Raw genomic sequence first — 24,537 nt, 5'->3', positions numbered from 1 at the left:
CCGCCAGCGCGCTTTTCGGGCGTATAGATCAATCGAAGTAGGACAAATTCCGCCGCTATAAACACAATATCGGCCTAAAGCCTCCACCCACTCTTGCACAAGCAACGCTCCGGCATAGGTATTGGAACAGTGCAGCCGGCCACGCCTGACCGAGCGTCGCGTGCGGAACATCCGGCCGCCGCACACGTTGCCGCTGGTGACCTTGGCCTTTGCTGGTGTACCATGGCGGTTTCTGAACGGAGGGTTGCAACATGCTGCGATGGCTTGTACTTGCCGCCGCGACCACGTCCCTGGCCGGTGTTGCTCAAGCGGATGAAGGTGCATTCCTGAAGTCGCTGCAGGGCAGTTGGACGGGCGGAGGGACGGTCAGAATCCGCACCTATATGTCGCCCGTCAATGTTTCCTGCAACTTCGATTCCCAATCCCAAGGGTTGGCACTCTCAATGGAAGGCGTCTGTCGCGGATTGATCCTGATTTCAAAATCGATTGATGCCCAACTGAAGTTCAGTGGCACGAAATACAGCGGATCCTACCTGGGTCCGCGCGGCGGACGGGCGGGCCTGAGCGGCAGCCGTCGCGGCGACGCCATCAATCTCACCATTCGCTGGGCAAAGGAAGTCAACGGCGACCGCAGCGCCAACCTGACGCTACAGAAGGTCGGCGCCAACGGCATGCGGCTGACCACCGTCGACGTCGACCCCGCATCCGGCGACAAGGTCGTCACCAGCGAGATCAACCTGCGCCGCAAGTGACGCCTTTTCAGCGCGCGCCTATCGTTTTCCGGCCTGAAAATTGCGCTGATATGTAGCGCTCAACAGTGATTCCGCCGCGGTGGACGCCGCCATCGGATCGCGCGCTTCAATGGCGTCGACGATCGCTTCGTGCATCTTCAACGAGTGCTGCAATCCGCCAAACGTCCTGAGTGTCCGGGGAATGCTGATCGTCAGTGCGGTGCGGATCACCGACGAGACAGGCAAGAGAAAGCGATTGCGCGCCGCCTGGATGATTTCCAGATGGAATTCGATGTCGGCTTCGATGGCGGCGGAAACCGTCGCGTGGTCTTCGGTCATCCGGGAATAGGCCGCGCGGATGCGCACGAGTTCGTCCGCCGATCCTCGGCGGGCAGCAAGGCCCGCTGCCATCGGCTCTATCGCCAGGCGGATTTCAAACAGTTCTTCAGCCAGTTGCTGCTGATCCTCCGCCCCCTCATGCCAGGAGAGCACCACCGGATCGAGCGTGTTCCAATGCTCCGGTGCGCGGACACGGGTGCCCAGGCGCGGCTTGGCCTCGATGAACCCCTTGGTCGAGAGGATCTTCAGCGCTTCGCGCAAAGTCGTCCGGCTAACGCGCAGATTGCCCAGCATCTCGGATTCCTTGGGCAGGATGTCGCCGGGTTTAAGTTCGCCAAGCGCGATGCGCCGGCCGATCTCCGCCGCGATCTGCGCGGGCAGCCCGCGGTCACCGATCGTAAATGTCGTCATCAGCCGTCCGTTTCCGAAATCCCGGCGCGCATTCTGGCGCGATTCGACCCCTTGCTACCATAGCCGTTGCCACGCCCCAACACGGCCAAGCCAGGTTGAGCCTGGGCGAAGGCGGTTACACTTCGCCGAGACGACCAAGCTCGCCCGCAAAACGCCGAACCATTGCCAATCCTGTCTCGGTCGGGCGCAGCGCAGGCGCGCGATCGAAGACGGGCAGGCCGGCACGTTCGCCGAAGAGACGCTTGCCGTAGCACATCAGGTTCTCGATCCCCTGCATGGTGAACACCACCGCCGGCAAGATATCGCGATAGGCGGCTTCCGCCTCCTCGTCCCAGCCGTCACGATAGAATTCATAGGCCCTCACCGCATGGTCGATGCAATCGGGCGCAAGGATGAAGCCGCGGCATCCGGCACGCAGGTTATCGATGAGTTCAAGACCGGCGCGACCGTTGAAAACGGGCAGGCGGCCCTCTGTGACCTCGATCAGTGTGGCGATATCGACCACCGGCCCCTCGCCCTTGATGAGGGTAATGTTTGGATGCTGGCGGACCAGCTCGGCGATGTCGGTCGCCGTCAGCCCTCTGCCCATGAAGGCTGGCGCATTCTGGATTGCGACGGGCACGTCGATCGCATCGGCGACGCGACCAAAGAAACGGATATATTCCTGGGCCGAGAACTGGCCGACGATCGGCGGCTGCAGGATCAACCAGTCAGCACCGGCGCCAACGGCATGGCGCGCCTGGCGCACCTGCTCTTCGACCGACGGGCCGAAGATGGTCAGCGCCACGGGCACGCGGCCGGCCGTGTCCTCGACCAGCCATTCCATCACGGCCATGCGTTCGGCCTCGCTCAACTTCGAGGCTTCGGTCGCAAGGCCAAGCGCTGCCATGCCGTGCACGCCGGCAACGAGACAGACTTCCGTCTGCCGACGCATCGCCTCGCGATCGAGCTTTTCGTCGTCATCAAACAGCGCGTAGAGGATGGCGTGGATGCCATGCAGGTCGGCAGGATCGAACCGAGACATCGTCGCTCCTCCTCAATGGCTCTCGCGCGGCACGGCGTGCCCGCGACAACCGACAAGGAAATCAAGATCGGCGCCGCGATCGGCCTGCATCACGCGCTCGACATAAAGGCCCTGGTAGCCACCGGGCATGGCGATTTCCGGTGGTGTCCATTCCTCCCGCCGGCGCGCTAGCTCCGCCTCGTCGACATCGAGGTGCAGCCGGCGCCCGGCCACGTCGAGTTCAATCCAGTCGCCGTCCTTGACCAGCGCCAAGGCACCACCGACCGCAGCCTCCGGCGCGACGTGCAGAACGACAGTGCCGAAGGCGGTGCCCGACATGCGAGCGTCGGAGATGCGCACCATGTCGCGCACGCCCTTCTTCAGCAGCTTTTGCGGCAGCGCCATGTTGCCCACCTCGGCCATCCCGGGATAGCCCTTGGGGCCGCAATTCTTCAGAACCATGATCGATGTCTCGTCGATAGCGAGGTCGGGATCGTCGATACGCTGCTTGTAGTGATCGATCGTTTCGAAGACGACCGCGCGGCCGCGATGCTGCATCAGGGCCGGGGTCGCGGCGGAGGGCTTTAGGATCGCCCCCTGCGGCGCCAGATTGCCCTTCAAGACGGCAATCCCGCCCTGCTGCGTCAACGCCACGTCGCGCGGCAGGATGACATCGGGATTGTAATTCTCCGCATCCGCAATGTTTGCGCCGACGCTTTGGCCGGTAACCGTCGGGTTGTCGAGATCGAGCAGATCGGCGATTTCCTTCATGACGGCGGGAAGACCGCCGGCGTAACAGAAATCCTCCATCAGGAACGTGCCTGAAGGCATGAGGTTGAGGATCGTCGGGACATCCCGGCCAAATCGGTCCCAATCTTCGAGCGTCAGTTCGGTTCCCACCCGTCCGGCAATCGCTAGCAGATGAACGACGGCATTGGTCGAGCCGCCGATAGCGCCGTTGACACGGATGGCATTGGCGAAAGCGGCACGCGTCAGGATATGCGACGGGCGCAAGTCCTCGGCCACCATCGCGACGATCCGCCTGCCGGAAAGCCGCGCCAGGCGCGCGCGGTGTGCATCGACGGCAGGATAGGCGGCGTTGCCTGGCAGAGCCAAGCCCAATGCTTCTGCCATCGACGCCATGGTCGAAGCCGTGCCCATTGTCATGCAATGGCCAGGCGAACGCGACATGGCGCTTTCCGCCGCCATGAATTCGGCCGGCGTCATGACACCGGCGCGCACATCCTCGGAGAATTTCCAGACATCGGTGCCCGAGCCGATGGTCCTGCCCTTGAGCCGCCCGTTCAGCATAGGTCCGCCTGAGACGACGATCGCCGGCAGATCGCAGGATGCCGCTCCCATGACGAGGGATGGCGTGGTCTTGTCGCAGCCGGCCATCAGCACGACACCGTCGATCGGGTTGCCGCGGATTGCCTCCTCCACATCCATGGACGCAAGGTTGCGAAAGAGCATGGCGGTCGGACGCAGGTTGGACTCGCCGCAGGAAAAGACCGGAAACTCCAGCGGCAGGCCGCCCGCCTCCAGCACGCCCGCCTTGATATGTTCGATCAGGCCGCGAAAATGAGCGTTGCACGGCGTGAGTTCGGAAAAGGTATTGCAGATGCCGATCACCGGGCGACCGTCAAAGGCGTCATCCGGCAGGCCGTTGTTCTTCATCCAGCTGCGATGAATGAAGGCATCCTTATCGAGCCCCCCGAACCAATGCTGCGATCTCAGTTTTCTCGACACGTTCAGCTCTCCCTACGTACCCTGCCATGTGTTGGCCGACGGGCATTTTTATTTCTCATATAATCGGAGTTATTCGCGGTCAAGCATCTACCACGCACAATTGCCCGTGCCCACCAGCCTATGCGGGAGTGGGCGGGCACATCGCAGAAGATGAAATGACGTCTCGAGATCGCGGGCGAAACCGGTCACGGGGGGCAAAGCGTGCCGCCCCCTGGCCGCACGAACGGCAGGCGCCGCACCACCGCGGCGATGCACGGCGGACAGCTATCGGGGCATGGCGGCGTGACTTGGCTTAAGGATGATGCAAAACGCTCAGTCCACCGTCGACGGTCAGGCAGGTGGCGTTGATGAAGGTGCACTCGTCCGACACCAGGAAGAGTGCGGCGCGAGCGATTTCATCCGCCGTGGCGATGCGGCCGCCGGGGTGCAGCTTCATCGTTTCCGCCTCGGCGGCGACCGGGTCCGGGAAGCTGTTCCAGTATTCGACCGCCTTCTGGGTCAGCACGTATCCAGGCGCAAGGGCATTCACCCGGATGCCTCTGGAGGCATATTCGATGCCGAGCGACTTGGTCATGCCGAGAAGCGCATGTTTCGCCACGGGATAGGGAAACGTATGCGGTATGATCGTGAAGGCATGTGTCGAGGCGATGTTGAGGATGACCCCACCGCCCGCCTCGATCATACCGGGCAGAACGGCGCGGCTACAGTTCCAGGCGCCCTTGAGATTGACATCAAAGCAGCGCTGCCAGTCGGCATCGGTCGTTGCTAGCGGCTCTGAAAAGACATTGATGCCGGCATTGTTGACCAGCGCATTCGGCCTGCCGATCGTCTTTTCGGCCTGGCGGATGGCCTCGGCAATCGCATCGGCATCGGTGATATCTGCCGTCGTCGAGGCAAGCGTGCCGCCTTCCGCCGCAAGCCGGGCCGTCTCCTTTTCGAGCAGCGGCCCGTCGCGATCGATCAGAAAGAGGCTGGCGCCTTCCTTCAGGAACGCTTCGGCCATGGCAAGACCAATGCCCTGGGCTGCCCCTGTAATGACAATGCGTTTTCCAGCGAGCCGCTTGCTCATATTTTCTGCCTCCCTCGACTGATGATCCCGCGCAACCGTCACCACTCGGCGACGCTGCCGTCCTCATGGCGCCAGATCGGATTGCGCCAGCGATGGCCCTCCTTGGCGCGCTCGATGACATAAGCCTCGTCGACCTCGACGCCGAGGCCCGGACCCTGCGGGATCGAGACGAAACCGTCCTCATAGTGGAAGACGTCCTTGTTCGAGACATAGTCGAGAATGTCGTTGGCCTCGTTGTAATGAATGCCGAGGCTCTGCTCCTGAATGAAGGCGTTGTAGCTGACGGCATCGATCTGCAGGCAGGCGGCAAGCGCGATCGGCCCGAGCGGGCAATGCGGCGCCAGCGCCACGTCATAGGCCTCGGCCATGGCGGCGATCTTGCGGCATTCGGTGATGCCGCCGGCATGGGAGAGATCGGGCTGGATGATGTCGACATAGCCGTCCGCAAGCACCGACTTGAAGTCCCAGCGCGAATAGAGCCTTTCGCCGAGCGCGATCGGCGTCGAGCAATGGTTGGCGATTTCCTTCAGCGCCTCGCGATTTTCCGAAAGCACCGGCTCCTCGATGAACATCAGTTTGAACTGCTCGAGTTCCTTGGCAAGCACCTTTGCCATCGGCCGGTGCACCCGGCCGTGGAAGTCGACGCCGATGCCGATATTCGGGCCGATCGCATCGCGGATGATGCCGATCGTCTCCACCGCCTTGTCAATCTTCTCGTTGGTGTCGACGATCTGCAGTTCCTCGCAACCGTTAAGCTTGATCGCCTTGAAACCGCGCGCCACCACATCCTTGGCGTTGCGGGCGACATCGCTCGGGCGGTCGCCGCCGATCCAGGAATACACCTTGATCTTGTCGCGGCACTGCCCGCCGAGCAGCGAGTGTACCGGCTGGCCCAGCGCCTTGCCCTTGATGTCCCAAAGCGCCTGGTCGATGCCGGCAAGCGCGCTCATGTGAATGGCGCCACCGCGGTAGAAGCCGCCGCGATACATTACGTTCCAATGATCCTCGATCAGGAACGGGTCCTTGCCGACGAGATAGTCGGCAAGCTCGTGCACCGCAGCCTCGACCGTCAGCGCCCGTCCCTCGACGACAGGCTCCCCCCAGCCGACGATACCTTCGTCGGTCTCCACCTTGAGAAACAGCCAGCGCGGGGGAACGATATAGGTGGTGAGCTTGGTGATCTTCATGAGTTGAGGTCCAGTTCGGTGGGGATGGCTTGTCACGGCCGAGCCCTGCCGGGCTCACCGCGACCGGGATTTCAGAGGGTGGGTTTCGCAGGGCTGTGTTGCTTGACCGCGGTTGCCAGATCGCGCGCGGCAAGATCGAGCATGCGGATCGAGCAGTCGCGCGCCGCTGACTTGTCGCGCATGCGCAGCGCTTCGACCAGTTCGCGATGGACGTCGATCGCTTCGTCGCGCCGCTCGGCGGCTTCGTTCGATGCATGCAGCGAAAACTTGAGCGCCGCCTGGATGATGCCCACTAGCTGCAGGAAGACCTGATTATGGCTGGCCCTGAGCAGGCAGGTGTGGAACGCCACGTCAGCGTCAGTGAAGCCGGCAATATCGCTCTCGCCGTCACGCATCGCCTGCCAGGCTCGCTCGAGATCGGCGATTTCCTGGACCGTCGCACGCTCGGCGGCGAATTCGGCGGCAACCGGCTCGATCGCCCGGCGCGCTTCCAGGATGCAATTCAACAGGTCGAATTCGAAGATGCGTTCGCCGATCCATTCGAGCACCTGGGCATCGAGAATGTTCCACTCGTCCTTGCCGCAAACGACGGTGCCGACCCGCGAACGGCCACGCACCATGCCCTTTGATTCGAGGATCTTCAGCGATTCCCGGATAACGGTCCGGCTGACGCCATAACGCTCGCACAGGTCGTTTTCGCGCGGCAGATAGGAACCAACAGGAAAGATATCGGCGCAGATGTCGGAAGCGATGGTGCGCGTCACGTTCTTCTGGACGCGCGGCCGGCGCTGCACCTGCATCTCCGCTGCGCCCTGCGGCTCCTGACCTTCCATCTGCATCTCCACCCATGCCTTCGTATCTGCCGACGCTTTTATCCCAGATCACCTTCCCTCGCGACAGGGATCCAAGGAGCGTTTCGACAATTATTATACATCACTACCTCATTCATCATACAAAGGCAATTGACGGATATGATGATTCATCATACACAAATGGCAGCTGCAGGAGGCAGTTCACCAGGGAGAGAAATCATGCGCTTCTTCAAGGCCGCCATTTTGGCCGGCACCGTCGCCGTATTCGCCGCAACCTCGGCCTTCGCCGCCGACGTCAAGATCGGCTTCATCGTCAAGCAGCCCGAGGAACCGTGGTTCCAGGACGAATGGAAGTTCGCCGACGTCGCTGCCAAGGAAAAGGGCTTCACGCTGGTCAAGATCGGCGCGGAAGATGGCGAAAAGGTTCAGTCCGCGATCGACAATCTCGGCGCACAAGGCGCGCAGGGTTTCATCATCTGCACGCCTGACGTCAAACTCGGCCCGGGCATCATCGCCAAGGCGGCCGCCAACGATCTCAAAATGATCACGGTCGACGACCGACTGGTCAACGCCGACGGCAGCCCGATCGAAGACGTGCCGCATATGGGCATCTCGGCCACCAAGATCGGCGAAGCCGTCGGCCAGTCGATCGTCGACGAGATCAAGAAGCGCGGCTGGGACATGAAGGACGTCGGCGCGATCCGCGTATCCTACGACCAGTTGCCGACGGCCGTCGACCGTGTCGAAGGCGCACTGTCAGTGCTGAAGGCAAACGGCTTCCCGGAAGCAAACATCTTCGACGCTCCGCAGGCCAAGACCGATACCGAAGCCGCACTCAACGCCTCAACCGTCGTTCTCAACAAGAATGCCGGCATCAAGAAGTGGGTCGCCGTCGGCCTCAATGACGAGGCGGTCCTCGGCGCAGTGCGCGCCACCGAAACCGTCGGCATTGCCCCCGACAGCATGATCGGCGTCGGCATCGGCGGTGCGGACTCGGCCATCAACGAGTTCAAGAAGCCCGCAGCAACCGGCTTCTACGGCACCGTGATCATCTCGCCGAAGCGCCACGGCTATGAGACCGCACTCAACATGTACGAGTGGGTCGCCAACGGCAAGGAGCCGGAAAAGCTGACGCTGACGGCCGGCCAGATCGCGCTGCGCGATAACTATGAAGCTGTTCGCAAGGACCTCGGCATCGAATAATCGTCGTCTTCGATGACTTTGAGCCCGGCGGTTCGACACCGCCGGGCGCCCCATTCCCGGAGCGTCGCAGATGCAAGACTTCCTCGAATTCCGATCCATCTCCAAGGGCTACCCTGGCGTTCAAGCGCTGTCGAACGTCTCTTTCTCGGTGAAAAAGGGCGCAGTTCACGGCCTGATGGGCGAAAACGGCGCCGGCAAGTCGACGCTCATCCGCGTTCTCTCCGGCGACCAGTCCGCCGACACCGGCGAAATCCTGATCGACGGCGAGCCTCAGCACTACCGCTCGGTGCGCGACGCCTTTCATGCAGGCGTCATCGTCATCCATCAAGAATTGCAGCTCGTCCCGGAACTGACGGTCGCCGAAAACCTCTGGCTCGGGCGCTTTCCGGGCAAGGCTGGCGTCATCGATCGCCAGCAGCTGACCGGGGTCGTTTCAAAGAAGCTTGCCGAGATCGGCATCGATGTCGATCCGGCCATCAAGGTCGCCTCGCTTTCGATCGGCGAGCGGCAGATGGTCGAAATCGCCAAGGCGGTGATGCTCGACGCGCGAGTCATCGCGCTTGATGAGCCGACCTCGTCGCTGTCCTCGCGAGAAAGCGAGATCCTCTTTACCCTCATCGATCGCCTGCGCGCCAACGGCACGGTCATTCTCTACGTTTCCCACCGCCTGGATGAGATCTTCCGCCTCTGCGACAGCCTGACGGTGCTGCGCGACGGGAAACTCGCCGCCCATCATCCCGAAATCTCGAAGGTGACGCGCGACCAGATCATCTCGGAAATGGTCGGCCGCGAGATCGCCAATATCTGGGGCTGGCGCGAGCGCAGCCTCGGTGAAGAGCGGCTGCGCGTCGAGAGCATTTCGGGAGCGAAACTTCGCCACCCCTTGAGCTTCTCCGTCAGGCGCGGCGAGATCCTCGGCTTCTTCGGCCTGATCGGCGCCGGCCGCAGCGAAATGGCCCGCCTCGTCTATGGCGCCGATGCCCGAAACGGCGGCTCGGTATCGGTCGACGGCGTCACCATCCAGGCCGACAGCCCACCCCATTCCATCCGTTCCGGTATCGTCCTCTGCCCGGAAGACCGCAAGTTCGACGGCATCGTCCAGGGACGCTCGATCGAAGAGAACATGACGATCTCCTCACGTCGCCATTTCTCGCCCTTCGGCCTTATCAACCCTGCAAAAGAAGGCGCGCTTGCCGACAAATTCATCGCCAAGCTTCGCGTGCGCACGCCGTCGCGCCGCCAGGACATCATCAATCTGTCGGGCGGAAATCAGCAAAAGGTCATCCTCGGCCGCTGGCTGTCCGAAGAGGGCGTCAAGGTGCTTGTTATCGACGAGCCGACACGCGGCATCGATGTCGGTGCAAAGTCGGAAATCTACGAAATTCTCTACGAGCTCGCCGCCGAGGGCATGGCGATCGTGGTGATCTCCAGCGAACTGCCTGAGGTCATGGGCATCGCCGACCGCATCATGGTCATGTGCGAGGGCCGCGTCGCCGCCGACATTCCCAGAGCCGAGTTCGACGAGCGGCGCATTCTCGCCGCCGCCCTGCCGGACGTTCAAAACTTAAACACTCTTCCTCACGCACAGGTACGGTGACGATGACCTCCTTGAAAAAACTCCTTCTTGGCGAACAGGGCCTCGTCGTCATTTTCGCACTCGCCTTCGCCGTCGTGTCGCTGACGGTCCCCAACTTCCTGACCGAGCGAAACATGCTCGGCCTGCTGCAGTCGGTCGTCACCATTGGCATTGTCGCCTGCACCATGATGTTCTGCCTTGCCTCGCGCGACTTCGACCTTTCGGTCGGCTCAACCGTTGCCTTCTCCGGCATGGTCGCGGTCATGGCCTCAAATGCGACCGGATCGATCCTGCTCGGCCTGGTCGCGGCCCTGGTGTGCGGCGGTCTCGTCGGAACGGTCAACGGCGTCGTCATCGCCCGTTTCCGCATCAACGCGCTGATCACGACGCTTGCCACCATGCAGATCGTGCGTGGCCTGGCGCTCATCGCATCGGACGGCCGCGCCGTCGGCATCAACGATCCAAGCTTCTACCAACTGGCGCTTTCGCGCTTCCTCGGCATCCCGACGCCGATCTGGGTCATGGGCCTGTTCTTCGTTGCCTTCGGCTTTTTGCTGAACCGCACCGTCTTCGGCAAGAACACGCTGGCGATCGGCGGCAATCCGGAGGCGTCGCGCCTTGCCGGCGTCGACGTTGCGCGCATGCGTATCTGGATCTTCGCGCTGCAGGGTCTCGTCTGCGCCGTCGCCGGCGTGTTGCTGGCGTCGCGCATCACCTCGGGCCAGCCGAATGCGGCGACCGGCCTCGAACTTTCGGTTATCTCCGCGTGCGTGCTCGGCGGCGTCTCGCTTGCCGGCGGACGGGCGGCGATGACCGGCGTCATCGTCGGCGTGCTGATCATGGGCATTGCGGAAAACGTCATGAACCTGCTCAACATCCAGGCCTTCTACCAGTATGTCGTGCGCGGCTTCATCCTGCTGCTGGCCGTTCTGCTCGACAACCTGCGCTCGTCCGCCGTTGGCCGACGCGTTTAGCAGCCGCATGTCCTCGGACGTCCTGCAGCTTCGCGACGGAGAGCTTTCGATCGAATTGAGCCGCTTCGGCGGTTCAATTCTGGCAGGCTCCTATCGCGACGTGCCGATCTTCCAAGCCACCTCGACTGGCGGGCTTGGCTCGCAGCGCCACGGTCAGGAGGCAAGCTTTCCGCTCGTTCCCTTCGGCAACCGGTTGGAGGGCAACAGCTTCACCTTCTCAGCCAATCGCTTCGTCCTAGCTCGCAACGCCAGCGACCCCTGTTATCTGCATGGCGACGGTTGGCTGGCGGCATGGCAGGTCGTCTCGCACAGCGAAACCGAAGCATGCCTGCGCTATGTGCACGAGGCTGTTGCCCCCAATCCCTATGCCTATGAAGCTGTTCAGCGTTTCACTGTTGAAGATGACCGCCTGGCCGTCACGCTTTCCGTCGCCAACAGGTCGGGCTTCGCTCTGCCCATCGGCCTCGGCCACCATCCCTTCTTCCCGAAAACCGCCAGCACACGGCTGATCGCGAAGGCCGAACGGTTCTGGACGGAAAGAGAAGGTCACCTGCCCGACCGGCCCGGGCCGATACCGCACACTCTTGAGTTCGAGCGGGGCAATCTCTTGCCGCGCCGATGGCTGAACAACGCCTATGAGGGATGGGACGGCAAGGCCGTGATCGCGTGGCCGGAACACGACCTCTACCTTGAAATCGACGCTCAGCCGGTCTTCGGTCATTTCATGCTCTATTCGCCTACGGACGCAGACTTCTTTTGCTTCGAACCGATGACGCACCTGCCGAATGGTCATCACCTGGCCGGCCTCGGCGGTCTGACAATCGTCGAACACGGGCAAAGCCTAACCGGTATGCTGACCTTCTCCCCGCGCCCGATCTCATCCCTAAAAGACCTTGAATAGGAACAGGTTGCGGGCACAGCTGAACCGTAGTTCCAAACGATGAAGCACCGCACGTCATGTCTGGCGCGCGGCACTTCATCGTTTCATCTCTCGAACCGATTTCGAGCCTATGCCGCCGCGAGCGACGACGCGTCGAAATCTGCGGCCCATTGCACGGCCGGCCGCGCCGCACAGCGCTCGATCCAGGCTTTGACGGCGGGCACATCCGGCGTTGCTTCCGGGAACCATGCAAACGGCGAATAGAGCAGCAAGTCGGCAGCCGAGAACTGCTCGCCCATCAGATAGGGGCTTGCAGTGAGCGCCGTCTCGAGCTGACGCGCCATCTCGACGGAACTGCGGAACGTGAACTGCAGATAGGGATGCGAGAGCCCCGCCGCCTCGACGATCAGCACCGGCTCGACCACGCCCGCGTACCAGGCAAGCCAGCTCAGATAACGGCCGCGCTTGGCATCGCCGGGAAGCGGCGCCAGTTTCTTGGCGGGGAAAAGATCGGTCAGGTACTGAATGATGGCGATGCTTTCCCAGATGACGACGCCATCATGCACCAGCAGCGGCACCTTGCCCTCCGGGTGCGGATTTTTCGGGTCCTTGGCCCCGCTGCCGTCGCCGCGGGTGATGTCGACGACGACGATGTTGACCTTGTCGAGCGCATCCAGTTCGCGAAGCAAAGTGATGATGCGCGAAGAGCGGGAGCGCGGGGCGTGATAGAGCGTCAACATGGAAAGGTCCTCGATTGCGGTTTCTGTCTGGGCTCTTTATAAAACGACCCAACTGTCAATTTCCGTCAGTAGGCTCATGGCGCGCAGCGATCGTTTGTTTCGTCTTCTCCAGGCCCTTCGCAGCCTGCCACCGCCGGTGACGGCGGCCAGGCTCGCCGAGGAAACCGGCGTGTCGCCACGCTCGCTCTACCGCGACATCGACAGCCTGCGCGCCGCCGGCGCCGTCATAGACGGCGAGCGCGGTTTTGGTTATCGCCTCACCGAAGATATCGCCCTCCCGCCCCAGACGTTCACGCGCCTTGAAATCGAAGCCCTGGTGCTGGGGCTGGGCGAAGTTCGCCACATGGGTGAACCGGAATTGGCGAAGGCGGCCGAGGCAGTGCTTTCGAAGATTACCGCCACCCTGCCCGATCGCTTACAGCAGCAGACGATCCATGCCGTCTCGCAGGTCCACCGTTTCGAAAGAAGATCCACTTCCGACATCGACGTCGGGCTGCTTCGCGAAGCCTGCTGGCAGGAACGGGCAATCGTCATCGACTATGTCGACGCCGGGGGCCAGCATAGCGAAAGACGCGTCCTGCCGCTCGGCATCGTCTATCTCGAACATGTGCTTGTTCTGCTCGGCTGGTGCTGCCTGCGTGAGGACTTCCGCAAGTTTCGTATCGATCGCATCGCCGAGATAAGGCCGACGGACGAAAGTTTCCGGCCGCGGCGCGTGCCGATGCTGCGCGAGTTCATTGCCCGCATGAATGCCGGCGCAACGGACACGGCGCCGGCCCACCGCAAAGGGTAAGTCGACGCCGCCAACGCCAGTGTAGAGACGCTCTCAGAAGTCCGGCGCTACGCCGAAGACGAACTCCACCTGCTCGCCCGACATGTTGTAATATTGGTGATCGGTACCGGCCGGAATATAGAACCCGTCGCGCGGATTGAGCTCGAACCAGGCCTGGCCTTCCGCGTCGGGCACGTGAATGTTGAGCGTTCCGGAAACGACGTAGAGGCATTCATCGCCCTTGTGGCGCTCGACGCCCGTGCGCTTGCCGGCCAGCAGCGTTGTCTTGCCGACCGTCAACTGGTCGGTGGCGCAATAGAGGCCGGTAAAGGCGCCTTGCGTCGCCTGGTCCAGGCTCCACAGCAGATCGGCATCGCGCATCGGATGGATCGTGCGTGCGTCGCGTTGGGCTTTTGCTTCCATCGGCCAGCGACCGATGAACTCGCTCTGGCTGTAACGCGACTGCGCAAGCTCGAGATAAGGCTTGGTGCGGGCATAGGGACCGGACGTGCCCTTTGCCGGCGGCGGCGCAAAGAACTCCAGCACCCGTACCTGGTCATTGCCGAGGTTGAAGCCATGGTGCCAGGTATCCTTGCGGAAGAACAGCGCCTCGCCCTTTTGCGCGATGCAGAACTCCCCTGTTTCGGGATTGGCAAGGCCGAGCGTGCCGCTCAAGACATAGAGCACTTCATCGGCACCGAAGATCGTCCTGAAAGCGTCGGTATGCTTGAAGCAGCCGCCGGGCTGCATGCCGAAGACGATCTGGTGGATGCTGTCGGTGGAGGCGTAGATCCAGTCGTCGACGAGGCCGGCATTCTCCTCTCCCCAGAGATGCCGGGTGACGCCAGCATAGGGAATGTGGCTGGCGCGGTCGAAGACTGGACGCGGTGAAGGCTTGTAGCCCATCGGTAACTCCTTGGCTGCGGCGCGTCGTTGCGCGCTATTTTCGGTTTGAGGACGCGCGCGTCCGTTCGATCAGGCGGGCGGTGACCTTGCGCTTCATTTCCGGGTCGAGATGCATGACGTTGAAAACCTCCGCCATCCACAGGCCCTCGACGGCAAGGCGGATGATCGTGGCGTCGACCGGATCCAGACCGTCTTCTTCGACCGCCGCCTGGCAACGAATGTTCTGCTGGCGCACGATTTCAAGCAGGTCGGGAAAGTTGGAGAGCGCCGCCGTGATGCTGGCGCCGAGGCGGTCGTATTGCTCGCCGGTACTTGCGGCTTCCCCAAGCGTCGCGCCGACATAGGCTCGTGTGTAGCGGCCGTGCGGATCCTCGTCCTCATGCTCGATGCCGGCAAGACCGGTCTCGAAGCGGTAGACGAACCGTTCGACCATGGCGCGCACAAGGGCGTCCTTGCTGGCGAAATGATAGAGGATGCCCCCCTTGCTCAGGCCCGTCTGCTCCGCGACCTCGTCGAAGGTGAGCGAGGAAACGCCCTTGCCCACGACGATCGCCTCGGCGGCAGTCAAAATACGGTCCCGTGCGCTTTCACGTTTTGCCATGTCGGTACAATCCAGTGTTGAAAAATCTGCGCACGCTATATCCCTGAACTCTCGCGCAGGCGATCGACGATCTCGGCCATCAGCGCCAGATCGTTGCGTGAATCGTCGAGCGTGGTTTTCGGCTGCGTGCCCTTGACCAGATGATCGTGGAAGGCGCGCAATTCGAGCGCGAAGGGGTCGGTATAATCAGGACCGAAGACCCTTGTCTCCGTCTCGGTTTCGGTCGAATCGATCACCTCCAGCGAGGTCGGCAGGTTGCGGATATAGGGCGTGTCGTAGCTGACACGCAGTTGCCGCCGGTCGGACAGCACCTCGATGCGCGCGTCGAAGCGGGCAACGTTGTCGATCATCGCCTCGTAGATCGCGGTGAAATGGCCATAGTCGAAAAGCGCGACGATGGATTCCCCATTGGCCTTGTGATGGGCCGCGATCACCCGCTTCGGCAGCCCGATCAGTTCGCGCATCGCCGAAAGGCTGTGGGACGACAGCCCGGTCAGGACCTGATAGGCGCGCATGAGGTCGGCGGGCGCATCCTCCCCGACGACCTGCTTCAGGAGCGCCGATGTCTGCGCGCGGGATTCGGCGAGGAACGCGGCGTCCAGATCGGTTGGGTAGAAGATGTTACGGGTCTGTTTGATGAAGAACGGGCCCTCGCAGATGATATCGCGCACGCGGACGTAACGGAGCTCTTCCGGCTTCGGCATCATTGCCTTGGCGCGAAGGAAGCTCGGCGAATAGCGGCGCATATAGGCGACGAACAGCAGCTTGTCGGTGGCCTTGGCGAGCGGCGCGACCGCGTCGATCTCACCGAGCGTGAGGCAGGCCGGCTTTTCCAGGAAGACATGCTTGCCGGCTTTGAGCGCCAGTTCGAGATAGAAGCTGTGCGTCTGGTCCGGCGTCAAAATGAAAACGGCATCGATGTCGGGGGAAGAGACGAGCGCCTCTGCCGTCTCGAACGGCTTTGCACCGGGGTAGCGCGCCGAACAATAGGCCGTCAGGCTCGGCGAGACGTCGTAGACGCCAGCAATTTCAAACAAGTTCCGGTGATCCGAAAGGATCGGCAGATGCATGAGCTGGCTGACTTCGCCAAGCCCGATCAAACCAACGCGAACGACACGCATGAAAGCAACCTTTCCGCCTCACGAACGAGGCAACAATTCAACCTTTGACCGCACCGGCCGTCAGGCCGGAGACGATATGTTTCTGGAAGATGAGAGCGAGGATGACCAATGGCACGGTGACGATCGTCGATGCCGCCATGATCGCGCCATAGGGGAATTCGTACCGGCTGGAGCCCGAGATCAGGGCGATCGCCACCGGCACGGTGCGGTTCTCGTCCGTCAGGATGAAGGTCAGCGCGAACATGAACTCGTTCCACGAGGCGATGAAGGCCAGCAGTCCCGTCGAGATCAGTGCCGGCCCCATCATCGGCAGGAAGATGCAGCGCACGATCCGCAAGGGCGAGCAGCCGTCCATGATCGCCGCCTCCTCGATCTGTTTCGGCAAATCGCGCATGAACGTGGTCAGCACCCAGATGTTGAACGGCAGCGTGAAGATCATGTAGGAGAAGATCAGCGAACCGACCGTGTTGTAGAGCCCGAGCCAGCGGATCATCTCGAACAGGCCGGACAGAAGCGCGATCTGCGGGAACATCGAGACCGCGAGCACCAGCAGCATGATCGGCGAACGACCGCGAAAGTCGATCCGGCCGAGCGCATAGGCGGCCGCAATCGCCAGCACCAGCGAGAGTGCGACGACCGAGAAAGCGACGACCAGCGAATTCAAGAGGCTGCGCAGGAAAACGCCGTCCGACAGGATCGCCGTATAATTGTTGAACTTCAGGTCCGGGAAGAACGTCACGTCGAAGATCGCCTGACCTGATTTCAGCGATGAGGCGATCATCCAATAAAACGGAAACAGCGTGTAGAGCGCGACGACGCCGAAGAGGCTGTATATCGCGATCCTGTGCAGGCGTTTGCGGGCGTTGCTTCTGACCATGTCAAACTCCCAGCAGACGGCGGTTGAGACGGAAGACGGTGACGTAGATCGCTGTCACGACGGCGATCATCAGGAAGACGGCGGTACTAGCAGCCGAGCCCACCCCCATGTCCTGGAAATTGACAAGGACCTCGCGGGCATAGATCGACACCGTCTTGGTGTCGTCGCTGTTGGAGGAAAGCACGAAGCTCAGGTCGAACATGCGCAGCGCATCGAGTAGGCGAAAGAGCACGGCAACTGCAATGCTCGGCGCCAGCAGCGGCAGCGTCAGCGAGGTGAACTGCTTCCATGCCGGCACGCCGTCGATCGCGGCGACCTCGTAGATGCCGCGCGGTAGCATCTGCAAACCCGCCAGGATCAAAAGCACCATGAAGGGCGTGGTGATCCAGACATCGACGGCGATGATCACCGGCATGACCAGGGAGGCATTGGCAGTCCAGGCGATGCCGCTGTCGATGAAACCGGCCATCTTCAGCACGTGGTTCACGATGCCGAACTGGTCATGCAGCATCCACTGCCACATGCGGGCGCTGACCACGACCGGGATCGACCAGGGGATCAGGATGATCGCCCGCATGGCGCCGCGCCCGGCGATGTGGGAGTTGAGAAGGAGCGCGATCGTCAGCCCGAGAACGGTCTCGATCGACACCGAAATGACGGTGAAATACAGCGTATTGCGGACGGATTGCCACCACAGCGGATCTTCGAACAGCGCCCGATAGTTGTCGAAGCCGATGTAACTGTAGAAGTCCGGCTCCGTCAGCAGCGCGTCGGTGAAGGAAAAGACAAAGGTGCGCCCGAGCGGCCAGAGGGCGACGGCGGTCAGCACCAATAGGCTCGGCGCCAGAAACCACCAGGCGGTGCGGGCGCGGGCCTGCCGCAATCCGAGAGATCTTATTACTGCCCCTGACGTCATCGTCTCAAGCCTCCGCAGCGCGAAGCGCACTTTCGTCGACCCCGAACAGATGCGCCTTCGACTGCATCCAGCCGATGGTGATGTCGGCATTCGGCCGGAGATCCGGCTTGCCCTGCACCTTCATCACCAGCATCTGGCCATCGCCGACACGCGCGTGCACCAATGCCTCGCCACCGAGCGGCTCGACGAGCAGCACCTGCGCCGGGATCTGCACCTCGCCGCCGCCAAGGATCAGATCCTCGGGCCGCAGGCCGATGCTGATCTCGCCGTCATAGTCGATACGGCCGAGCGTATGGGTGCCCCCCATGACCTCCAGCCGGCTCGCGCTTGTCTCGCGATGCAACGTGCCCGGCAGAAAATTCATCCGCGGTGCGCCGATGAAGCTGGCGACGAATTTGCTCGCCGGCCGCTCATAAAGTTCCATCGGCGTGCCGACCTGGGCAATCCGGCCGTCCTTCAGGACGACGATGCGATCGGCAAGCGTCATTGCCTCGAGCTGGTCGTGGGTGACATAGACGGTGGTGGCCTTGAGCTCGCGGTGAATACGCGCGATTTCGACGCGCATTTCCATGCGCAGATCGGCATCTAGGTTGGAGAGCGGCTCGTCGAAGAGAAAGAGCTTTTGCGAACGCACCAGCGCACGGCCGATGGCGACCCGCTGCTGCTGCCCGCCGGAGAGCTGGGCGGGTCGACGGTGCAGCAGATGTTCGATCTTGAGAAAGCGCGCGACCTTGCTGACCCGCTCCTTGATTTCGCCGGCGCCCAGTCGCGCTGTCTCCAGCGCGAAGCCGAGGTTGCGCTCGACGCTCATGTGCGGATAGAGCGCGTAGGACTGGAACACCATGGCGATGCCGCGCTCGGCCGGCGGCGTTTCGTTCATGCGCCTGCCGCCGATCTGCAGTTCGCCGTCGGAAATCTCCTCGAGCCCGGCAATCATCCGCAGCAAGGTCGACTTGCCGCAGCCCGACGGGCCGACGAACACCACGAACTCTCCTTCGCCAACCTTCAGGTTGACTTTGTCGATCACGGTCAGCGCGCCGAAGCGCTTGACGACATCGGTTAGGTCAATTCCACTCATATGCGCACCGCCTGTTTGCGAGCTTTGTTTGCAAGCGCCGCCACGCCGACCGCGCAGGCCGTGTCGCCAAGGACGCTTCTGATAATGGGAAGATCCCGGGCGCCATCGGCCCAGATGAATGGGCGCGTCAGGCTAGCAAGGCGCTCGTTGACCGAAGGGTCGCCGCCGATACCGCCGCCAAGGATCAGGATTTCAGGGTCGAGTGTGTTGACGAGCTGCCCGAGATAGGAGGCAAGCGACAAAAGCGCGTCACCGACCATCGTGGCCGCCCTCGGATCGTGTGCTTCCGCTTCGAAGAGCTGCAGCGCGGTCGTCCCCGGACGGTCGATGAGTTTGCCGTAGCGCTCGCCGAGCGCCTTGCCGCTGGCGAAAAGCTCAAGATTGTGGCGTACCTGAAGGTCCTGATCTTCGCCGCCAAACGCCACGAGGTCGCTACCGGAAAAATGGATGGCAAAGCCGCGGGCGCCGGCATAGGGGGTGCCGCCGATCACCAGCGAATGCGACAGGCCGGTCGAAATCGTCACATAAACGAAGGGATCCGCATCGACGCCAGCTCCGATCCAGCCTTCGGCGTAGGCCGCGGCCCGTACATCGCTGTCGATATGAACAACACCGAAGCGGCTGAGATGCTGGCGGTAGTCGAGATCGCGCCAATCGAAATTCCAGGCCGATGCCGGTTCGCCGGCGCCGGTCACGAGTTCCGGCAGGCAAAGGCCGAGGCCTGCGGTATCGAGCTTGCGTGCGCTGCTTTCGGCCTCCATGGCCTCGGCGAGCACCCCGACCAGTTCGAGGACTGCACGGCCGCCTTGCTGGCAGGGCGTCGCGGCCGTGCGCTCAGTGATAACGGCACCGTCGGCCAGACGCACGAGGCAAGCCTTGGTCTTCGTCCCGCCGACATCGATGCCGATCGCGTGCTGGCTCACGGGCGCGCTCCCAATCGACCGGCCGCCGCGGCATCGATGTGCAATTCGGCGGCCCGGCATTCGGCGGCAATCGTCGCCGGCCAAGTGGCGTCATAGGCCGTGGCGCCGCTCATGCGTTCGCAGGCGTGGCGTTTGCCCTCGCCCCAGGCGATCATCGCTACGGATTTCGACAGCTCCGCAATCGAGGCGATACCGATGGTCACGCCATGCGACGGTACTTCGTCGATGCCGCGAAAGTCGGGGAAGGTCGCGAGATTGTCGCGCCGCGTCTGCTCGGCTAGAGCGACCACCCGCGTCCGGCTATCGCGCGCCGAGCCTGGCGGGTTGAACGCGATGTGACCGTCGCCGGCGCCGGAAGCGAGCAGAAAAAGATCGATGCCGCCGACAGCGGCGATGCGGGCATCATAGTCGTCGGGATTGCTTGGGTCCGGCATCCAGAAGTTTGCCCGTGGAATGCGAAACTCGGCAGGTAGCGCCGCGTTGATCCGCCCGACGATCTCACGCTCGCCGAACCCGCGGCAGGAGAAATGCACCGATGAAGGCGGTGGCGTCAGACGGTCGCCGCCGCTGGCCTGCAAGTATTCGTCCATCATGACGATGACCAGCCGCGAGCAATTGATCGGCTCAACCTTCAGCCGCCGGCCGATCGCCTCGTAGACCGGCATGGGGCTGCGCCCACCCGGACAGCCGAGCACATAAGCACGGCCTTCGGAACCTCGCGCCCGGATGCCATCGACGATCCGCTCCGCCAGATGCTCTCCGATCGATAGCGGCGTATCGTGGACCTCGACCTTCATGCCTTTGCCCGCTCAGCCAAAAGCTCGGAAACGAAGCGGAAATTCCGTTCGGCGATGGTTTCCGGCGTGTCGGGATGGCCGCGCGCAAGATCCTGCTCGACCACGAGCGGGCCATCGTAGCCCGTCTGCCGCAGCGCATCGACGAAAGCGGCAATGTCGACGACGCCGCGATCGAGGTCGGTCATGATGCCCTCTTCGAAGGCGCGGTCGCTGTGGATGCCTTCGGCCAGAACCCGTTCGCGATAGGCGCCATCGACGTTCTTCAGGTGGATGGCGTTGATCCGATCCCGGTGACGGACAAGGAAATCAGTCGGATCGGCCTTCCAATAGGCGTGGTGACCGGTATCGAGGCAGAGCCCGACAAGGCCTGGCTCCGTCTCGGCAAGCAGGCGCTCGATCTGCGGCTCAAGCTCGACGCAGGTGCCCACATGCGGGTGAAAGCTGAACTCCAGCCCATGCGAGCGGGCGATGCGTGCAGCGCCCGTGGTTTGCTCGACGACGGAGCGCCAGCCTGCTTCATCGACCACGCCCATCCTGTCCTTCGGATAGAACTCCGACTCGTCCATCAGGATGAAATGCGTCGCGCCGACCTCAGACAGCAGCCGACAGATCGCTTGCGTCTTTTCCTTAAGGACCGGCCAGGAGGCGGGATCGGCGAGTGTGTGGACATGGGCCGCCGCGACGACCGAAAGGCCGCGGCTGCCAAGCTCGGATGAAAGCACCTCTGGATCCGTGGCAAAGAAGCCGTAGGGTCCAAGTTCGGTGTGCCGGTAACCGGCCGCCTTGATGCGGTCGAGATAGTCGGTCCAGTTGATTTCGTTGCCTTCGGGCCAGTAAACGCCCCAGCAGCACGGTGCTATCGCAATGTTCACGGGTGATGTCCTCGATCGGTGGGAAATAGGCGGGGGCTTACCAGCCCCGCGCCTTTAGACGTTCCAGGTCGCTCGCAACCTTCGCCAGGGCATCGTCCGCGCTTTCCTTGCCGCTCAGCACATTGTGCACGCCATTGAAGATCCGCTGGGACACCCGGTTGTAGGACGCGCCCGTGACCTGCGACGGACGCGAGGCGCTTTCGGCATATGCCTTCTCGGCAAACTGCAGCGAAGGATTGGCCGCCAGAACGTCCTTGTCTTCGTAGAGCGCCTTCAGCGTCGGGCTATAGGCCTGGAGCGCGCGGCGCTTCTGTTCCTTGGCGCCGGTGAGATAGCGCACCAGGCTGACGGCGGCGTCTACATCGTCGGCGTATTTCGACACACCGAGAAGACCCGCCCCGTAACATCCGCTCGACTTGCCGCCTTCAGCCCCAACCGGAAGCGCCATGACGCCGACCTTACCGCGCAGCGACGATCCGTCGGCCTGCGTCGTGCCCCAGACATAGCTCCAATTGCGATGGAAAACCGAGTTCCCGGCTTCGAACACGCCGCGCGAGCCTTCTTCGTCGTAGTTCAACACGCCTTCCGGGCTGATCCCGCCGATCCAGGATCGGGCAATATCGAGCGCTTCGGCCGCCTTCGGATTGTTGGCTGTGATCTCGCCCTCGGGCGAAATGAAGGTTCCGCCGCCGTAGGATGCCACCCATTCGAGCGCGTCGCAGGTCAGCCCTTCATAGGCTCGCCCCTGCCAGACATAGCCCCACATGTCGGGACTGCCTGATGCCCGCTCCTTGTCCTGGATGAGCTTCGCCGTCTCGGTGAGCTCCCGCCAGGTCTTCGGCTCGGCCTTGCCGTACTTCTCCAGAAGGTCCTTGCGATAGAACATCAGGCCGGCGTCGACGAACCACGGCATTGCCAGCAGCTGGCCATTGATGGTCGCGTCGGCAAGAGACGATTCAAAATGGCTGGAAACTTCGTCGGCAGGCACCTTCTGCCGGAGATCGACGAGGTGCGACGCGAGCGTGCCGACCCAGATATTGTCGAGGGTCAAGACATCAACGTCGCCGGACTTTCCGGCGAGCAGCTGCTGGTAGAGCGGCAGCGCCTCGCCCCAATTGGCCGGCATCTTGTTGATCTTGACAGTATTGCCGGTTTCCTTGGCCCAGGCCTCGGAGGCCGACTGGCAGAGCTCGAGCTCCGCGCCGGCCGAGCTGCAGAAAATCGATACTTCGGCCGCAGCCGCTGGAAATGCGGCAAACGCCGCGGTGGCCAAGGCGGCCGCTTTCACACACTTCGTCCAATGCATTCTCGTCTCCTCCCCAGAAAACGCTTTGCCTCGATCAGTGATGACAAATTACTATACCGTCCAGACGGTACAGTAAAGTGGGGAGAACGAGAATTTCACAGGAACGTTGGCGGCCCGGCAGCAAACCGCCAGCCTATGACCTAGGGCGGCAACGCCACGAGGCTATCCCGCAAAAGAAAAAAGGCGTGGCCCACCAGAAAGTGGACCACGCCTTGCCGCACCGAGATGCGGTCTTGCCCTAGGAGGCAGCTTTATTCGGCTGGCTGAAGACCCGGAACCGGGCTTTCCGGCAGCGCCCGGCCGCCAAGGGTTGCGGCAAGCTGGGTCTCATCCAGTTCGCCTTCCCACTTGGCGACCACGATGGTCGCAACCGCGTTGCCGACAAAGTTGGTCAGTGCCCGGCACTCCGACATGAAGCGGTCGATGCCGAGGATCAGCGCCATGCCGGCAACCGGCACCGCCGGCACGACCGAAAGCGTGGCGGCAAGCGTGATGAAGCCGGCGCCGGTAATGCCGGCTGCACCCTTGGAGCTCAGCATCGCCACGAGCAGCAGCAGCACCTGGTCGCCGAGCGACAGCGGAATGTCGGTCGCCTGGGCAATAAAGAGTGCGGCGAGCGTCATGTAGATGTTGGTGCCGTCGAGGTTGAAGGAATAGCCGGTCGGAATGACCAGCCCGACAACCGAGCGCTTGCAACCGGCCTTTTCCATCTTGCTCATCAGTCCCGGCAGCGCCGCTTCCGAAGAGGATGTACCGAGAACGAGCAGCAGTTCTTCCTTGATGTAGCGGATGAGGGCGACGATCGAGAAGCCGTTGTAGCGGGCAACCGCGCCGAGCACGACGAAGACGAAGAGCAGCGAGGTCAAATAGAATGTGCCGATCAGCATGGCGAGATTGGCGATCGAACCGACGCCATATTTGCCGATGGTGAAGGCCATGGCGCCGAACGCACCGATCGGCGCCGCCTTCATCAGGATCGCGACCAGCTTGAAGATCGGCAGCGTCAGCGCGTGCAGGAAATCGACGACAGGCTCCGCCTTCTTGCCGACCATGGCGAGCGCCAGGCCGAACAGAACGGAGATGAACAGCACCTGCAGGATATCGCCCTCGGCAAATGCGCCGACGAGCGTGGTCGGAATGATGTTCATCAGGAAGCCGGTGATCGACTGCTCATGCGCCTTCTCGGCGTAGGAGGTGACCGCCTTGACGTCGAGCGACGCGGGGTCGATGTGCATGCCGGCGCCGGGCTGCACCACATTGGCCACGATCAGGCCGATGATGAGCGCGAGCGTCGAGAAGGTCAGGAAGTAGATCATCGCCTTGCCGGCGACCCGCCCGACCTTGGCGAGATCGGTCATGCCGGCAATGCCGGTGGCGACGGTCAGGAAGATGACCGGGGCAATAATCATCTTCACCAGGCGGATGAAGGCATCGCCTAGCGGCTTAAGCTGCGTGCCGACCTCCGGGTAGAAATGGCCGAGCAGGATGCCTGCGGCGATGGCCGCCAGAACCTGGACATAGAGATGACGATAGAAAGGTGTCTTGCCGCGCGGTTCCGCGGATTGGTCGATAATCATGATATCCTCCACTTAGGCCCAGTCCGGCGTCATGCCGGGCCTCCCAGGCCCTATTTCCGAAGCGCGACAGCTCGGGCTGTCATGAGGATGTCATCTGCAATGGGCGTGCCAGATCGC

General features: G+C 62.4%; 24 protein-coding genes. 6 read left to right on the top strand and 18 right to left on the bottom strand.

Annotated features, from left to right (window positions below; all coding sequences use genetic code 11):
• The first annotated feature begins 251 nt into the window (after window positions 1-251).
• Complete coding sequence (locus IB264_RS08840; RefSeq protein ID WP_025429232.1) at window positions 252-752, top strand: hypothetical protein; 501 nt, start codon at window positions 252-254, stop codon at window positions 750-752.
• Between the two features lie 18 nt (window positions 753-770).
• On the opposite strand, the gene IB264_RS08835 is transcribed toward IB264_RS08840, so the two are convergent.
• The 6 genes from IB264_RS08835 to IB264_RS08810 form a co-directional block, all read right to left on the bottom strand.
• Window positions 771-1,481, bottom strand: coding sequence for a FadR/GntR family transcriptional regulator (locus tag IB264_RS08835; RefSeq protein WP_057209797.1), 711 nt, complete (start codon window positions 1,479-1,481; stop codon window positions 771-773).
• 115 nt (window positions 1,482-1,596) lie between these two features.
• Window positions 1,597-2,505: a dihydrodipicolinate synthase family protein gene (locus IB264_RS08830; RefSeq protein ID WP_025429234.1), complete on the bottom strand. Its 909-nt coding sequence runs from the start codon at window positions 2,503-2,505 to the stop codon at window positions 1,597-1,599.
• Window positions 2,506-2,517: 12 nt separating this feature from the next.
• Window positions 2,518-4,233 carry an IlvD/Edd family dehydratase gene (locus IB264_RS08825; protein ID WP_025429235.1) on the bottom strand — a complete coding sequence of 572 codons (1,716 nt, stop codon included), beginning with the start codon at window positions 4,231-4,233 and terminating at the stop codon, window positions 2,518-2,520.
• A 292-nt stretch (window positions 4,234-4,525) separates the two neighbouring features.
• A complete protein-coding gene (locus IB264_RS08820; protein ID WP_025429236.1) occupies window positions 4,526-5,302 on the bottom strand; it encodes an SDR family oxidoreductase in 777 nt (258 codons plus the stop codon).
• Between the two features lie 38 nt (window positions 5,303-5,340).
• The gene (gene dgoD, locus IB264_RS08815) at window positions 5,341-6,489 is read right to left on the bottom strand and encodes a galactonate dehydratase (RefSeq protein WP_025429237.1); all 1,149 of its coding nucleotides are present in this window, start codon (window positions 6,487-6,489) and stop codon (window positions 5,341-5,343) included.
• 71 nt (window positions 6,490-6,560) lie between these two features.
• Window positions 6,561-7,322 carry a FadR/GntR family transcriptional regulator gene (locus IB264_RS08810; RefSeq protein ID WP_025429238.1) on the bottom strand — a complete coding sequence of 254 codons (762 nt, stop codon included), beginning with the start codon at window positions 7,320-7,322 and terminating at the stop codon, window positions 6,561-6,563.
• Window positions 7,323-7,520: 198 nt separating this feature from the next.
• Between IB264_RS08810 and IB264_RS08805 the strand changes: the two genes are divergently transcribed.
• From IB264_RS08805 to IB264_RS08790, 4 genes are all read left to right on the top strand, one after another.
• A complete protein-coding gene (locus IB264_RS08805) occupies window positions 7,521-8,504 on the top strand; it encodes an arabinose ABC transporter substrate-binding protein (protein ID WP_025429239.1) in 984 nt (327 codons plus the stop codon).
• A 70-nt stretch (window positions 8,505-8,574) separates the two neighbouring features.
• On the top strand, window positions 8,575-10,101 hold the full coding sequence (araG, locus tag IB264_RS08800) for an L-arabinose ABC transporter ATP-binding protein AraG (RefSeq protein WP_025429240.1): 1,527 nt from the start codon (window positions 8,575-8,577) through the stop codon (window positions 10,099-10,101).
• A 2-nt stretch (window positions 10,102-10,103) separates the two neighbouring features.
• The gene (gene araH, locus IB264_RS08795) at window positions 10,104-11,054 is read left to right on the top strand and encodes an L-arabinose ABC transporter permease AraH (RefSeq protein ID WP_192433273.1); all 951 of its coding nucleotides are present in this window, start codon (window positions 10,104-10,106) and stop codon (window positions 11,052-11,054) included.
• A 7-nt stretch (window positions 11,055-11,061) separates the two neighbouring features.
• A complete protein-coding gene (locus tag IB264_RS08790; protein WP_192433271.1) occupies window positions 11,062-11,955 on the top strand; it encodes an aldose 1-epimerase in 894 nt (297 codons plus the stop codon).
• 107 nt (window positions 11,956-12,062) lie between these two features.
• Here the strand turns inward: IB264_RS08790 and IB264_RS08785 are convergent, their stop codons facing one another.
• Window positions 12,063-12,674, bottom strand: coding sequence for a glutathione S-transferase family protein (locus IB264_RS08785; protein ID WP_113568468.1), 612 nt, complete (start codon window positions 12,672-12,674; stop codon window positions 12,063-12,065).
• A gap of 76 nt (window positions 12,675-12,750) precedes the next feature.
• Between IB264_RS08785 and IB264_RS08780 the strand changes: the two genes are divergently transcribed.
• Complete coding sequence (locus IB264_RS08780; protein ID WP_113568532.1) at window positions 12,751-13,467, top strand: YafY family protein; 717 nt, start codon at window positions 12,751-12,753, stop codon at window positions 13,465-13,467.
• A 33-nt stretch (window positions 13,468-13,500) separates the two neighbouring features.
• Here IB264_RS08780 and IB264_RS08775 read toward each other — a convergent pair whose 3' ends face one another.
• The 11 genes from IB264_RS08775 to IB264_RS08725 all read right to left on the bottom strand — a co-directional run bounded on the left by IB264_RS08775 (window position 13,501) and on the right by IB264_RS08725 (window position 24,420).
• Window positions 13,501-14,352 (bottom strand): cupin domain-containing protein, encoded by an 852-nt coding sequence (locus IB264_RS08775; protein WP_025429245.1) that lies wholly within the window; start codon window positions 14,350-14,352, stop codon window positions 13,501-13,503.
• 34 nt (window positions 14,353-14,386) lie between these two features.
• Window positions 14,387-14,953, bottom strand: a complete 567-nt coding sequence (locus tag IB264_RS08770) for a TetR/AcrR family transcriptional regulator (protein ID WP_038577941.1) — start codon at window positions 14,951-14,953, stop codon at window positions 14,387-14,389.
• A 35-nt stretch (window positions 14,954-14,988) separates the two neighbouring features.
• Window positions 14,989-16,074, bottom strand: coding sequence for a Gfo/Idh/MocA family protein (locus tag IB264_RS08765; RefSeq protein WP_057222847.1), 1,086 nt, complete (start codon window positions 16,072-16,074; stop codon window positions 14,989-14,991).
• Window positions 16,075-16,111: 37 nt separating this feature from the next.
• Window positions 16,112-16,951, bottom strand: coding sequence for a carbohydrate ABC transporter permease (locus IB264_RS08760; protein ID WP_057209818.1), 840 nt, complete (start codon window positions 16,949-16,951; stop codon window positions 16,112-16,114).
• 1 nt (window position 16,952) lies between these two features.
• Window positions 16,953-17,867 (bottom strand): carbohydrate ABC transporter permease, encoded by a 915-nt coding sequence (locus tag IB264_RS08755; protein ID WP_051509250.1) that lies wholly within the window; start codon window positions 17,865-17,867, stop codon window positions 16,953-16,955.
• A gap of 4 nt (window positions 17,868-17,871) precedes the next feature.
• Window positions 17,872-18,945, bottom strand: coding sequence for an ABC transporter ATP-binding protein (locus IB264_RS08750; RefSeq protein WP_025429250.1), 1,074 nt, complete (start codon window positions 18,943-18,945; stop codon window positions 17,872-17,874).
• Window positions 18,942-19,868: an ROK family protein gene (locus IB264_RS08745; RefSeq protein ID WP_025429251.1), complete on the bottom strand. Its 927-nt coding sequence runs from the start codon at window positions 19,866-19,868 to the stop codon at window positions 18,942-18,944. The genes IB264_RS08750 and IB264_RS08745 overlap by 4 nt, the downstream gene beginning before the upstream one ends.
• The gene (locus IB264_RS08740; RefSeq protein ID WP_107027458.1) at window positions 19,865-20,665 is read right to left on the bottom strand and encodes a hypothetical protein; all 801 of its coding nucleotides are present in this window, start codon (window positions 20,663-20,665) and stop codon (window positions 19,865-19,867) included. The genes IB264_RS08745 and IB264_RS08740 overlap by 4 nt, the downstream gene beginning before the upstream one ends.
• Window positions 20,662-21,537 carry a sugar phosphate isomerase/epimerase gene (locus IB264_RS08735; RefSeq protein ID WP_057222846.1) on the bottom strand — a complete coding sequence of 292 codons (876 nt, stop codon included), beginning with the start codon at window positions 21,535-21,537 and terminating at the stop codon, window positions 20,662-20,664. The genes IB264_RS08740 and IB264_RS08735 overlap by 4 nt, the downstream gene beginning before the upstream one ends.
• A 37-nt stretch (window positions 21,538-21,574) precedes the next feature.
• Window positions 21,575-22,843: an ABC transporter substrate-binding protein gene (locus tag IB264_RS08730; protein ID WP_057209825.1), complete on the bottom strand. Its 1,269-nt coding sequence runs from the start codon at window positions 22,841-22,843 to the stop codon at window positions 21,575-21,577.
• Between the two features lie 251 nt (window positions 22,844-23,094).
• Complete coding sequence (locus IB264_RS08725; protein ID WP_057209827.1) at window positions 23,095-24,420, bottom strand: dicarboxylate/amino acid:cation symporter; 1,326 nt, start codon at window positions 24,418-24,420, stop codon at window positions 23,095-23,097.
• Window positions 24,421-24,537: the final 117 nt, after the last annotated feature.

Source organism: Ensifer sp. ENS11, from assembly GCF_014851895.1.
Classification (GTDB): Bacteria; Pseudomonadota; Alphaproteobacteria; order Rhizobiales; family Rhizobiaceae; genus Ensifer; species Ensifer canadensis.
This window is presented reverse-complemented; position numbering and strand designations above follow the sequence as displayed.